Origin of the sequence: Pseudoalteromonas sp. S1608, assembly GCF_005887265.1 — a bacterium.
Taxonomy (GTDB): domain Bacteria; phylum Pseudomonadota; class Gammaproteobacteria; order Enterobacterales; family Alteromonadaceae; genus Pseudoalteromonas; species Pseudoalteromonas undina.
Map to the genome: position 1 here is coordinate 173,640 of NZ_PNDK01000014.1, position 13,185 is coordinate 186,824.

The 13,185-nt window shown below is 40.0% G+C and carries 11 protein-coding genes; 6 read left to right on the forward strand and 5 right to left on the reverse strand.

Translation table 11 applies throughout. From position 1 onward, the window contains the following. Positions 1 to 61: 61 nt before the first annotated feature. Together dkgB and CWB75_RS07045 are read left to right on the forward strand one after the other, a co-directional pair. Entirely contained in the window at positions 62 to 877 is an 816-nt protein-coding gene (gene dkgB / locus CWB75_RS07040) for a 2,5-didehydrogluconate reductase DkgB (protein ID WP_138570245.1), read from the forward strand. Between the two features lie 66 nt (positions 878 to 943). Next, positions 944 to 1,231, forward strand: a complete 288-nt coding sequence (locus CWB75_RS07045; RefSeq protein WP_138570246.1) for a putative quinol monooxygenase — start codon at positions 944 to 946, stop codon at positions 1,229 to 1,231. A 37-nt stretch (positions 1,232 to 1,268) separates the two neighbouring features. On the opposite strand, the gene CWB75_RS07050 is transcribed toward CWB75_RS07045, so the two are convergent. Next, positions 1,269 to 1,922 (reverse strand): DUF6058 family natural product biosynthesis protein, encoded by a 654-nt coding sequence (locus CWB75_RS07050; protein ID WP_008463860.1) that lies wholly within the window; start codon positions 1,920 to 1,922, stop codon positions 1,269 to 1,271. A 172-nt stretch (positions 1,923 to 2,094) separates the two neighbouring features. Between CWB75_RS07050 and dapA the strand changes: the two genes are divergently transcribed. Next, complete coding sequence (gene dapA, locus CWB75_RS07055) at positions 2,095 to 3,012, forward strand: 4-hydroxy-tetrahydrodipicolinate synthase (RefSeq protein ID WP_138570247.1); 918 nt, start codon at positions 2,095 to 2,097, stop codon at positions 3,010 to 3,012. 72 nt (positions 3,013 to 3,084) lie between these two features. Here dapA and CWB75_RS07060 read toward each other — a convergent pair whose 3' ends face one another. Both CWB75_RS07060 and CWB75_RS07065 read right to left on the reverse strand, forming a co-directional pair. Continuing rightward, positions 3,085 to 4,902 (reverse strand): Lnb N-terminal periplasmic domain-containing protein, encoded by a 1,818-nt coding sequence (locus CWB75_RS07060; protein ID WP_138570248.1) that lies wholly within the window; start codon positions 4,900 to 4,902, stop codon positions 3,085 to 3,087. Between the two features lie 39 nt (positions 4,903 to 4,941). Continuing rightward, the gene (locus CWB75_RS07065) at positions 4,942 to 5,409 is read right to left on the reverse strand and encodes a DUF3015 family protein (protein WP_010388962.1); all 468 of its coding nucleotides are present in this window, start codon (positions 5,407 to 5,409) and stop codon (positions 4,942 to 4,944) included. A 317-nt stretch (positions 5,410 to 5,726) separates the two neighbouring features. Here CWB75_RS07065 and CWB75_RS07070 point away from each other — a divergent pair, with 317 nt between their 5' ends. Next, positions 5,727 to 7,028 carry a DEAD/DEAH box helicase gene (locus CWB75_RS07070; protein ID WP_054201651.1) on the forward strand — a complete coding sequence of 434 codons (1,302 nt, stop codon included), beginning with the start codon at positions 5,727 to 5,729 and terminating at the stop codon, positions 7,026 to 7,028. 28 nt (positions 7,029 to 7,056) lie between these two features. Here CWB75_RS07070 and CWB75_RS07075 read toward each other — a convergent pair whose 3' ends face one another. Both CWB75_RS07075 and CWB75_RS07080 read right to left on the reverse strand, forming a co-directional pair. Continuing rightward, complete coding sequence (locus CWB75_RS07075) at positions 7,057 to 8,562, reverse strand: amidase family protein (RefSeq protein WP_138570249.1); 1,506 nt, start codon at positions 8,560 to 8,562, stop codon at positions 7,057 to 7,059. 92 nt (positions 8,563 to 8,654) lie between these two features. Further along, positions 8,655 to 10,262: an NAD(P)/FAD-dependent oxidoreductase gene (locus CWB75_RS07080; RefSeq protein WP_138570250.1), complete on the reverse strand. Its 1,608-nt coding sequence runs from the start codon at positions 10,260 to 10,262 to the stop codon at positions 8,655 to 8,657. A gap of 188 nt (positions 10,263 to 10,450) precedes the next feature. Between CWB75_RS07080 and fdxA the strand changes: the two genes are divergently transcribed. Beyond that, positions 10,451 to 10,774 (forward strand): ferredoxin FdxA, encoded by a 324-nt coding sequence (gene fdxA / locus CWB75_RS07085; protein ID WP_010388957.1) that lies wholly within the window; start codon positions 10,451 to 10,453, stop codon positions 10,772 to 10,774. Between the two features lie 141 nt (positions 10,775 to 10,915). Continuing rightward, on the forward strand, positions 10,916 to 13,162 hold the full coding sequence (locus CWB75_RS07090) for a carbohydrate binding family 9 domain-containing protein (RefSeq protein WP_138570251.1): 2,247 nt from the start codon (positions 10,916 to 10,918) through the stop codon (positions 13,160 to 13,162). Positions 13,163 to 13,185 lie beyond the last annotated feature (23 nt).

Sequence of the window (13,185 nt, forward strand, 5' to 3'; positions counted from 1 at the left end):
AGGTGTATTTAGTAAACGCGTCGTTTGAATTTTAAACCTATTATTAAACAAGGATAAAGCTATGACACAACGTGTAATTGAAATGCCAGATTTAGGTATGGGTACTTTTCGTTTAGAAGGTAAAACAGCTTATGAATCTGTAAAAATGGCGTTAGAAGTTGGATTTCGCCACATTGATACCGCGCAAATATATGGCAATGAAGAGCAAGTTGGCCAAGCAATTAAAGACAGCAATATTCCTCGTGAAGAATTATTTATAACCACCAAAGTATGGAATAACAAGCTCAACAAAGCTGACTTTGTTGACAGTGTTAAAACATCTTTAAAGAAGCTACAGCTTGATTATGTCGACTTATTGTTAATTCATTGGCCAGCGCCCGCAAATAATGAACCCATGAGTGAATATTTAACCGAGCTGCTGTTAACAAAAAAGCATGGGTTAACTAAACATATTGGTGTATCTAACTTCACCATTGCCAACTTAAATGAGGCAATGCAAACCTTAGATCCTCGCGAAATATTCACTAACCAAATTGAGGTACACCCATATCTAACCAACACTAAACTGCGCGCTTTTTGCGATCAACATAAAATTCATGTTACTGCCTATATGCCATTTGCTGTGGGTAAGGTATTAACAGATCAAACCATTATTGATATTGCTAACAAGCACGATGCAACGCCAGCGCAAGTGGTTATTGCATGGGAAAATGCCAATGGCATGACCACCATTCCATCATCGACTAAGCGTAAAAACCTAGAAGATAACTTTAACGACAAAGTTAAGCTTGATGATGAAGACATAGCACGTATAGATGGCCTTGACTGTAACGACCGCCAAGCATCGCCAGACTTTGCACCGCAGTGGGACCAATAACCAAAGAGCAAAAGCCAAAACAGGTGCAGTAAAGCTGCACCTTTATTTTTTAAACAAGGAACACCCATGTTAACGGTAATTGCCACACTATCGAGTGAAAATAGCGATGCAGAGCGCCTTTTAACCGAGCTCGAAAACTTACAACAGTCCTCTCGCCAAGAAGTAGGCTGCCTGCGTTACGAGCTATCAGTTAAAAACGATGCTGAGCAAACTATCTATTTAGTGAGTGAGCAATGGGCGTCTACTGAGCATTTCGAAGCCCATAAAAACGCACCTCACTTTAAAGCCTTTGGTGATGCTGTAGGTACATTTATTACCTCTATCAATATTGATGTGTATAAAACCATTGGTTAACAGCACAAAGCTAATAGCCAAGTAGGAGTTGTAACCTTTATTTAATCGATAAATCGTATTTTAAAATAAGGGCATCAATATAGCGGCTTCGTAATGTGAGCTGCTTTTCGTGATCGGCACCATGGCTAAGGGCTTTATTTAAAAGCTTCATGGCAGGGTGAATGCGGGTGCGTTCATCCTTATCTAAACTGGCTTTGCTGCGCAGCTCGGTTATATCGTCTACTAATAATCTGCCAATATCCACAGCCACAATTTCATCAATTAAGCCATTTTGGGTGAGCACCCCATATTTGCTGCATAAAAATTGTTGCCATACTTGCTGTAAATGTTCTTCTATTTCACAGCCAAACAGTTCCTCGTTAAATATAAAGCCTTGCTGTGCAAGCTTAGCTAAGCATTGGGTATAGTGCTGGGCAAACAAATTAAACGCTTGATTAGATGACTCAATTTTTTGTTTTATAACTCCTTGCCCCCAGTTTACGCAGCCACGGGGATAGTAATCGTCGTATTCTTCACACTCATACAAGCCTGAATAAGAGCTGCAACTCATCTGGTTTTTAATGCAATAACTCGGCTTAGGAAAAATGCTTTGAGCTTGCCAATCTTCAAGGGTTTCAGTGTCTATGTTGAGTGCTTGGCATAACTCATCAGTGTGATAAAAGTGAGTGCTTAAATAGTCAGATAAACGCATAGTGGCTCGCTTAATAGTAAAAAACAAAATACTGTTTATTTATACAGTTGTTTATTTTGTATCATCAAACCCAATAACACAAGCCATTTTATAATTAAATACTGGCTATCACTGCAAATAGCGCGGTAGATATGGTACAAATAGGCCAAGTATTAATAACAATGATTTTTTTATGCGCACCCTAGAACAAATTAAACAAGCAAGCCTTATTACTGCAATTAAAACACCTTACTTAGCCAATGGTGAGATCGATCTTGCAAAGTATGATGAACTCGTTGAAATACAAATTGCAGCGGGTGTTGACGGCATAGTTGTTGGTGGCACCACCGGTGAAGGCCAGTTAATGAACTGGGAAGAGCACTTAATGCTAATTGCGCACAGTGCTAATAAATTTGGTGATAAATTATTGATTGTAGGTAACACCGGTAGTAATAATACGCGCGAAGCAATTAAAGCAACTAAATATGGCTTTGCCAGCGGCATGCATGCCTCATTGCAAATTAACCCTTACTACGGTCGTACATCAATTGCGGGTGTTAAAGAGCACTTTAAACGCGTGCTTGATATTGGTCCGGCGTTTATTTACAACGTAGCAGGGCGCACAGGTCAAGACCTTACCCCTGATATTATTGAACCACTAGCACAGCATGAGCACTTTATTGGTGTTAAAGAATGTGGTGGCAATGAGCGTATAGCGCACTATGAACAACAAGGTATTGCGTGTTGGTCTGGTAATGATGATGAAGCACACGATGCACGCCATATCCATAAAGCACATGGTGTTATTTCAGTTACGTCTAACCTGATCCCGGGTTTGTTCCGTCAATTAATGGATAGTAAAAATGATGCGCTTAATAACTCATTACAACCATTAATGAACTGGCTGTTTTGCGAGCCAAACCCAATTGCGATTAACACTGCGATGATCATGACCGGCGCGGTAAAACCTGTGTTTAGAATGCCTTACGTGCCGCTTAACGATGAGCAACAGCAACAAGGTGAAACGCTAATTAATCAGCTTAATGAGCAAGACTTTGTCGGTAGTCGAGCGCAGTGTGTAGATATTAATAAGGTTTTGATTTTATCTTAAACTGTTAGATTATTTACTAAATACTAAATTTTCTAAGCAGCCTACTGTAAACACAGAGGCTGCTTTTTTATATCACTGCCAATAGTAGTTGAGTTTAAGCTGCCACATAGCTGAATTGGCGCGAGTGACCGCCAATCTAATATCAATATCTTGGCTAATGGGCACTGCCAGTTCTAGTTTGGTTTGCGCTGGGTTTTTAGCATTTAAGAATGACTTTTCATAGGATGCTCTGAGTTTAATACCTGAGTCAGTACCAGTAATAATCCCCACCTCTACCGACGAATCATAAAAGTGGCTATTTTTAGCTAAATCACCCAAGTAACCATTAACTAAGCTATAGGCTAAGGTGTTGTTGCTAAATTGCCAAGCTTGTCCGGCTCCCCCCATAACAAAGCTGCGTTTACAGGTTCTGCACAGTGCTGGTTGTCTGTCGAATCCCACATTGATTTTCCATGACCACTTAGATTCATTAGCCCAAGACAATTGGCTTGGATTGAATGACTCCAAATCTAATAAATGAATTTTGTTTATGTAAGTTTCGCCATCTGTAAACATCAGTTCGGTATCTAACATTTCTAAATTAGAAAATGGAATGCGGGCAATATCAGAGGCAAGGGTATCAAAATAGCTCAGCCTAAAACCCAGAGTGTACTGTGTTTGCTCAGCCGTGTGCATCGCAGAAATTGAGCTGTTAGAGGGCTTTTGGCCTTTATGTGGAGGCTGCTGGGTAAATTGAAATTTAACTTTGTTTTCGCCCATGGGTAGCTTTAAGCGCGCTTTGATTAGCGCATTTTTTAACTCACTTATTTTTACAGGAGTTTGCTTTTGAATTTGTTTCACTTGTACAAGTTCAAATAAAGCGCCAATAATGGCTTTTTGAGACCGCACCGGCAAAGCTAAAAACGATTCGTTTTTAAGTACTGCTGATTCGGCAAAGATTTGTTTGGCAAAGCTGAGCTCTTTTTCACTTAAAGATTGCACATATTTTGAAAATACAGTGTCGCGCGAGGGAGTAAATGTGATGTTTTTAACCGCTGATTGCCCTTGGTAAGTGGCCGAGTTTAACCTTGAAAAAATAGTGGCAGGTATTACCCAAGGAGAGCTTTCGCTAGTTAGTTGATCGCCAATAATCAACTCAACAATCTGTGCGAGATGAAACGCGCAGTTTTCATCGGCAAAGTAATAATCAAATTCAGTGCCTAAAATCTCCCACAAGTGATTAGCAATAAAAGCCACATCGCGCTCGTTTAGATTTAGGGTATATTCCCATAAATCTCTTAACTCTATTTCGCCGTAATTATGCTGGTGGCGGTAAAATAGTTGATCTGAAAAACCAGCTTTATAACCACCAAATAAGCCTTTAAGAATATAAACTATGCCGTTTTCATTGTCAGGAACATGTGCGCCATAGTTAATACTGTAATCTAATAATTTATTTTTTGATTCGGTTGAGCGATTAAGTTTAAGTAATAAATGACCATATAACGATGCGGGATTACTCATATAACCAGAGGCAAATACTAAACTAACAGAGTGAATTGCTTGCTGCTCGCGCCATTGCTGTAACTTTGGACACTCTGCAGCTGGCATTGAAAAGGTTAAACCTTGCTCTTTAAGCCATTGGTAACGCGCAGGGTAGCGACATTGTGTTAAGGGCTGGTTATTAAAAGCATGGATTGTTGCTTTTAATTCGGCAACCGGATCATTACGTCCGTTATCTGCGATAAAAAAGGATGCGTTAGTAATATAACTAATAGTAGTTGGTTGATTTTTGTAATGCCCTAACTTCAACCATATTGGGTGTTTTGCTAAAACAGAGATAGATTGCGTGGCAGAACTCGAGAAAGATATTAATAAAAAAACGCTAATTAAATAAAATAAAGGTTTCATTGTTTAACCAAAAAAAAGGGCTGTTAAGCCCTTTAATTATTAGATTGCAGCGCATTGAGATGAAAAGTTAGTGGTAATTTTACCTTCAACTAATTCATAAAATGCTTGTGCATTGTCTATTGGTGCGTTTGCGTAATCGCTGCGTACCGAAGTGATAATTTGTTGATGAGCAGTTACATCGCAACCACGTACGTTAAGCATTGCAGAGATATACTCGCCTTCACCCTGTGCTATTTCTTGTTCTAATACAGGAAAAGTTTGTTGAATAAACTGTGCTGTTTTTACGTTAGCGCCTTCACAGCTCTCTACTGAAGAAATGTTAGACGATACCGCGGTTGTTCCTAAATCCCAAATAATATTAGAAATTGCTGCCGCAACGCCATTGTCTGGGAAAACCATTGCACCAATACCACATTGTTGCCATGGGTTGATGCCACTTTTTGCTTGTGACGGCATTGAAACGAACGCGCTTACTAATACCGCAGCAGTTAAACATCTTTTTATCATTATTAATTTCCTTTAATTTATATACACCCAACAAAACGGGCGAAGAAGTTTACCTGTTTTGGTTATTTAAATGCAAATAGTTATGTAACACAATGTAAAATAACGGTGTAAAATTTATAAAAGTGCAATAAAATCGCGAATTAACGGGAATAAATCTTGCGAGTTAATACCATTTAGCTAACTTAAACAACAGCTGATAATCGCTAATTATCCTGCATTTTATAAATTAGTGGTTTCTGTTGTTTAAAACTAACTGTTTAAGCGATTTTACTGTATAATTTGCGACCCTTGATAATGTGGCCGCAGGTTATACAGCAATGAATTTTAAATCTTTTAGTTTTGCCCCTGAACTTATTCAGGCGTTAGACGAACTTAATTACCACACCCTTACGCCCATTCAGCGCGCAGCTATACCGGCTGTTCGTAAAGGTAAAGACGTTTTAGCAAGTGCACAAACCGGTACAGGTAAAACCGCTGCATTTGCACTCCCTATTATTCAAAAGTTATTTGAGTCAGATTGCAGCACTACGAATGCGCCAAGCGCCTTAGTCCTTGCGCCTACGCGTGAGCTTGCAGAGCAAATAGCGAATAACTTTAAAGACTTTGCTAAGTACACTCAGTTAAAAGTAGTGAGCTTATTTGGTGGTGTTAATACCGCAGGACAAGAAATTGCACTCAAAGAAGGTGTTGATGTTGTAGTAGCAACACCAGGACGTCTACTTGATCATATTCGTTTAGGTAACTTAAGCCTTGCTCAAGTAAAACATTTAGTACTTGATGAAGCTGACCGTATGCTTGATATGGGCTTTATTAATGATATGCAAAGCGTAATAAAAAGCTGTGCAGATGAGCGTCAAATTTTATTGTTTTCAGCTACCTTCCCAGCAGCAATTAAACAGTTCGCCTCTAAAGTGTTAAAGCAGCCTGAAATTGTTCGTGTTGATCAAACTAACAGCACCGCAAGCACAGTACAGCACGTGGTTTACCCAGTAGAAGAGCGCCGTAAGCAAGAGTTGCTTTCTGAGCTGATTGGTAAGAAAAACTGGCAGCAAGTGCTAGTGTTTGTAAACATGAAAGAAACCGCAGATGAGTTAGTAACTGAACTTAACTTAGACGGTATCCCAGCGGCAGTATGTCATGGCGATAAATCGCAAGGTAATCGTCGTCGTGCGTTGCGTGAATTTAAAGAAGGCAAAGTACGCGTGCTAGTTGCAACAGAAGTAGCGGCCCGTGGTATTGATATTGACGGTTTACCGCGTGTTATTAATATTGATTTACCTTGGCTTGCTGAAGATTATGTTCACCGTATTGGCCGTACTGGTCGTGCTGGTAACCAAGGACAAGCAATTTCGTTTGTGAGTCGCGAAGAAGAAAACATGTTGTTTGAAATTGAAACCTTAATTGGTCAAAAAATTAAACGTGTTTACTTAGAAGGTTACGAAGTAAGTAATCGTGAAGTACTGATTGATAAAATTGGTAAAAAGCCAGCGCATTTACGCCGCACCCGTGCTAATAAGCCATCAGGCCAGGCTACCGGTGAAGCGAGAGCGAAAAACCGCTCGCGAATTTCTAATGTACGTAAAAGCTTAAAAGGCGAAAAGCTGTCACTTAAAAAGTAAGACAGCTAAGCCATTAAAAAACCTGAGTTTACTCAGGTTTTTTTGCGCCTAATACATTATCGATAATAGCAGCGTACGCATAAGCAGCCGCTTCATCGTTTTGATTAGCAATAACCGACAAACCAACCGGTAAGTGGCTTACTTTGCCAACCGGTAAAGTAATATGGGTAGTCCCTGCAATGGCAGGTAATGAACTGCTACTGCCTTTAAAGTTATCGCCGTTAATTAAATCGGTTTTCCAAGCCGGTGAAACGGTGGGCGAAATTACAATATCTAGCTTATTATTGCGGTATAAATTGCTAATAGCGCGCTTTGCAAGTGCGCGATATCGCGCTTTGGTGCTTTTGTATTGTTGTTTTTCACTCAAATCAACTGCGTTAGCTTGTTGTAAAATATCTTGCTCAAAGTAGGGCATTTCCTGCTGTTTATTTGCGATATTAAATGCGATTAACTCGTCTAAACTTTTTACGGTTACCTGCGTTGGTGTTTTGCTTAAGTAGTGGTTAATTTCGGCTTTAAAGTCGTAAAGTAGGATGGCGTATTCATCAACGTAAAGCGTGCTTAAGTCATCTTTTACTGCAACATTGACAACGGTATGACCTGCGTCTTTTAATGTTTGTAACTGCTTAGCGTAAAGCTTTTGTGTTGCCACAGTAAACTTACTGGCAGGTAACGCGCCTATCCTCAGTGATGGCTTAGGCGCTATGCCATCAAGCGTTCTATTTACGTTGAGTGTCGATACATCGTCTGAGTCTTCACCTTGAATGACTGATAATACCGAGAGTGCATCTTTTAAAGAATGCGCCATTGGATCTACCGAATCTTGGCTACTAGAAAGAGGGATCACGCCTGCGCGTGAAACTTGTCCCATACTGGGTTTAATGGCGTACACCCCATTAACCGAAGCAGGGCAGGTAATCGAACCATCAGTTTCTGTGCCCAGCGCAATAGGCGCAAAATTTAAAGCAACCGCCACAGCAGAGCCTGAGCTTGAACCACACGGATTACGAGTTACATCATGGGCGTTATGGGTTTGTCCGCCAATGGCACTCCAGCCAGATGACGAATACGATGAGCGAAAATTAGCCCATTCACTTAAGTTCGCTTTGCCTAAAATAATAGCGCCTGCTTGGCGTAATTGTTTAACCACAAAGGCATCTTTATTAGTAACGTTATTTTTAAGTGCTAATGAACCCGCTGTGGTGGGTAATGTACCTGTTGTTTCAATGTTATCTTTTAGTAATACCGCAATACCATGTAAAGGGCCTGCCCATTTTCCGGCTTTAAACAGCGCATCGAGTTGTTTGGCTTGTTCAATTGCAGTGGGCTCAATACTAATTACCGCATTATATTTAGGATTGAGCTCGTTTATTCTGTCGATATAAGTGCGGGTAAGCTGCTCAGCCGTGGTGGTATTATTTTTATAGGCATTGTGAATGTCACTAATGGTTTTAAGCTCTGTATTATTATCCGCTGCGTATAAATTAGGTATTGTACAAACAAATAATGTTAAAAGTATCCGTTTTATAATCATTGTTATTATCTATTTTGTGAAAATATAGGTTATTTTTAGCACAAAAAAACCTCACGTTGTGAGGTTTTTCGATAAAGTATAATTTAATAGAGTTAAGCGTTTTCTAACATCGATAACGCAACCGCCTCAGCGGCCTTAATGCCATCAATACCTGCTGATAAAATACCGCCTGCATAACCTGCGCCTTCACCTGCAGGGTAAAGCCCTTTGGTATTAATGCTTTGGAAAGTTTTATCGCGCTTGATGCTGATAGGTGAAGACGTACGTGTTTCTACACCCGTGAGTAAGCCATCATTGGTTGAAAAGCCACGAATTTGTTTGTTAAAGGCAGGAATTGCTTCACGTAGCGCTTCAATGGCAAAAGCTGGCAGTACTTTGCTTAAATCAGTCAGTTTTATACCTGGTGTATACGAAGGCTGTACATCGCCTAAACTAGCCGACGATTTACTTTTTAAAAAGTCACCAATCAGCTGTGCTGGGGCATCATAATTTTTACCACCAAGCTCATAGGCTTGCTCTTCTAGCTTACGCTGTAAATCGATACCAGCTAGAGGATGGCCTGGAAAATCTTTTTCTGGCGAAATACCCACAACAATAGCACTGTTCGCATTTCGCTCACTACGAGAATATTGACTCATACCGTTAGTAACCACACGGCCTTCTTCAGAGGTAGCGGCAACTACAGTGCCGCCAGGGCACATACAAAAACTGTATACGGTTCGGCCATTATTACAATGGTGTACCAATTTGTAATCGGCAGAGCCCAAAATAGGGTTACCCGCGTTATCGCCAAAGCGACATTCATCAATCATTGATTGTTTATGTTCTATTCTAAAGCCTACTGAAAAGGGTTTTGCTTCAACATAAATGCCTTTATCGTGGATCATTTTAAACGTATCACGGGCACTGTGACCAACCGCTAAAACCACATGGCGAGTTTCAAGCTTTTCACCATTAGAAAGTGTCAGCCCTGTAACTTGGCCGTTGTCTAAATGGATATCGTCAACGCGGGTGCTAAAACGAATCTCACCACCAAGTTCTATAATTCGGGCGCGCATTTTTTCAATCATGGTTACTAGTTTAAAAGTACCAATGTGCGGCTTACTAACGTATAAAATTTCTTCAGGAGCACCAGCCTCTACAAATTCAGTGATCACTTTACGGCCATAATGTTTAGGATCTTTTACTTGGCTGTAGAGCTTACCGTCTGAGAACGTGCCTGCACCACCTTCACCAAACTGAACGTTTGATTCGGTATTGAGGGCCTTTTTACGCCAAAAGCCAAAGGTGTCTTTGGTGCGTTCACGTACCTCTTTACCGCGCTCTAGAATTATTGGTTTAAAGCCCATTTGTGCCAGCACTAAACCGGCAAATAAACCACATGGGCCAAAGCCAATTACTACAGGACGCTCTTTAATGCTGCTATTAGCGTGTGCTACAAATTTGTAGTTGGTGTCAGGGGAGACTTTAACGTGTTGATCTTTTTCAAACGAGGCTAACAGTTGTGCTTCGTTATCTACCTCAACATCAAGCGTGTAAATCAGTAAAATGGCGCTTTTTTTACGTGCATCGTAACCGCGTTTAAACACATTGTAGCTGTGTAGCTGCTCTGGACTTATATTTAATTTATTGATGATGGCTTGGCCAATAGCATTTTCGTCATGGCCAAGCGGCAGCTTTATTTCGGTTAAACGTATCATTAATATCTCTTTTGGTGTCATAGCGGAAAGTAAATACCGCTCACAATAAGGGGAGTGCACAAAGCGCTAATTTATAAGCGCCATATATTACGTTAAATTGTTCGCTTTTGGCACATATTTATTGTGTTTTGGTAAGGGTTGGGTATGATCCGCAGCTGGTAAAGTTAAATATTAGGTATTAAACCACTATGGCGTTTGTAGTCACCGAAAACTGTATAAAATGTAAGTACACTGATTGCGTATCGGTGTGCCCTGCAGATGCATTTTTTGAAGGCCCTAATTTTTTGGCTATTAGCCCAATAGACTGTATTGACTGTGGTTTATGTGTGCCTGAGTGTGCAGCTGATGCCATTTATCAAGAAGATGAACTACCTGAATCGCAAAAAGAATTCACCCAGCTTAATGCAGAACTGGCAGAAATATGGCCACGTATAACGCAAGTTAAACCTGCACCTGAAGATGCCGATAGCTGGAATGGTGTGGCTAATAAATTAAAACTTCTCGACACATAACTACTTCCTAAAACTTATTATTAGTTTTTTGTTAATTTTATTGCAAATTTTAACACGCAAGTATTAACAAACGTACCTGTATAATTTACACTCCAGACCAAAGTTTACTTTCAACAAGTAAATAAACCTAAATGGATGTTTATGCAGTACTTTATACCTACAAAAATAATAAAATTGCTGTTGTTGATCAGCTTCAGCCTTGTTTTAACTCTCAGCCCTTATGCACTTGCCGATAAGCTTAATTATCAACTTGCACAGATTAATAAAAACATTGATGTAGATGGCGTGCTTAACGAGCCGCATTGGCAACAAGCAACCCGTGTTGCGGTAAATTATCAAGATGAGCCGAATGAAAAGGGCACACCACCGGTAAAAACCGATGCGTATATTTATGACGATGGTCATAATTTGTATGTAGCTTTTGTTGCTTATGACCCAGAGCCGAGTAAAATTCGCGCTGCACTTCGTGATAGAGACACGCTTTGGCAAGATGACAACGTTGGTTTGGTGATTGATACCTTTAACGATGAGCGTACTGGCTATGAGTTTTATGTAAACCCACTGGGTGCCCAAGGCGACATTCGCATGACGGATACCGATGAGTGGGTATCTGATTTATCGTGGGATGCTATTTGGGATAGTGCCGGTACCATAAACGAGCAAGGTTACGTGGTTGAAATGCGTATTCCGTTTAAAGCTCTGCGCTTTGCACAAAACCAAGCCGACTCTACTTGGGGCTTTTCGATGATGCGCAACTATCAGCGTGATGTGTTGTATCAATTATCAAGTACAGGCTTTGACCGTGATATTAAATGTAGTTTGTGTCAGTTTGACAAAATAACTGGATTTAATAATTTAGCACCGAGTAAAAATCTGCAATTAACGCCAACCTTAACCGCATTAAGAAACGATCAAAAAACACAGGTACCTGGTGCGTGGGATAACGGCGATGTAAATACAGAAGTAGGGCTTGATCTGCGTTGGGGCGTCACTAAAGATGCAGTTATTAATGCCACCATAAACCCTGATTTCTCTCAGGTAGAAACCGATTCGTTAGAACTGGATGTAAATACCACATATTCTATTTATTACGCTGAAAAACGTCCATTCTTCTTAGATGGCGCATCATATTTCAAAAGTAATTTATTTGAACTGCTTTATACCCGTACCATAGCTGAGCCTAATATTGGTGCAAAGCTCACCGGTAAAACCGATAGCCACAGTTATGCGCTAATGTTCGCTGATGACGACAACAGTAATGTTTTACTGCCCAGCAACCAAGGCTCAGGCTTTGCCAGCCTAAATGATAAAACCAAGGCGGCGGTGGCGCGATACCAATATGATATTGGCCAACAAGGCACTATTGGCGTTACTTCAACACATAGAGAAAGTAGTGATTACCATAATACGGTGTTATCGGTTGATGGCAGCTATTGGTTTAATCAGTCAGATACGCTTAATTACCAAATAGCCCATGCTGATACCAACAACTCGCCGTTTTTAGTTAATAACTACAATTTAGCAGAGTCTCAGTCTGATCGGGCTTATGCATTAAAGCTGACCCGCGATAAGCGCGATTATAAGCTTTACGCTACCTATGACAATATAGGTGAGGATTACCGCACTGATTTAGGTTATCAAGAAAAAGTAGACTACGAAAAAGTAGGCTTTGGTGGCGGTCAAACTTGGTATGGTGATGAACATGATATGCTAACAACTTGGTCATACACCGCCGATTGGGATAAAACGTGGGCTCAAAATGGCGACTTGCTTGAAGAAGAATATGAAGGTTACATGACCTTTCAAGGTCAAAAGCAGTCTGTATTTGAGCTTGGTTTATTAAATCGCTATGAAAACTACAATGGCAATTTTTATAACCAAAATATTGGTTATTTATATACGGCTTTTAGACCTACTAAAGATTTAAGACTATCGTTATACGCTGAATACGCAAGCCGTATAGATTACACTAATGAGCAGCTAGGTGATGTTTTAACTACACAATCACAGGCTGTTTGGGATATTAATAATCATTGGCAGGTCGATGTTAGACATAATTATAGTCATTTAGATGATTACCAAGGGCGACGAGTTTTCACCGCAAACCTTGTTGATTTTAGGCTTTATTATAAGTTTAGTATGCGCGCTATGCTTAAGTTGATTTTACAGTTTGAAGACATAGACAGAAATGAAGATGCTTATTTTTATCAGGTTAGCGAAATCAACAAAGATTATGGTAGTCAGCTGGTTTACTCATACAAAATTAACGCACAAACGCTATTTTATTTAGGTTATTCAGATAAAGGCTATCAGGATGACTCGTTAAAAAGCATTGAGCGTGACCAACGTACTTTCTTTACTAAAGTCAGTTATGCGTGGCAGTTATAACGCTATAAATACTATAAAAGCAA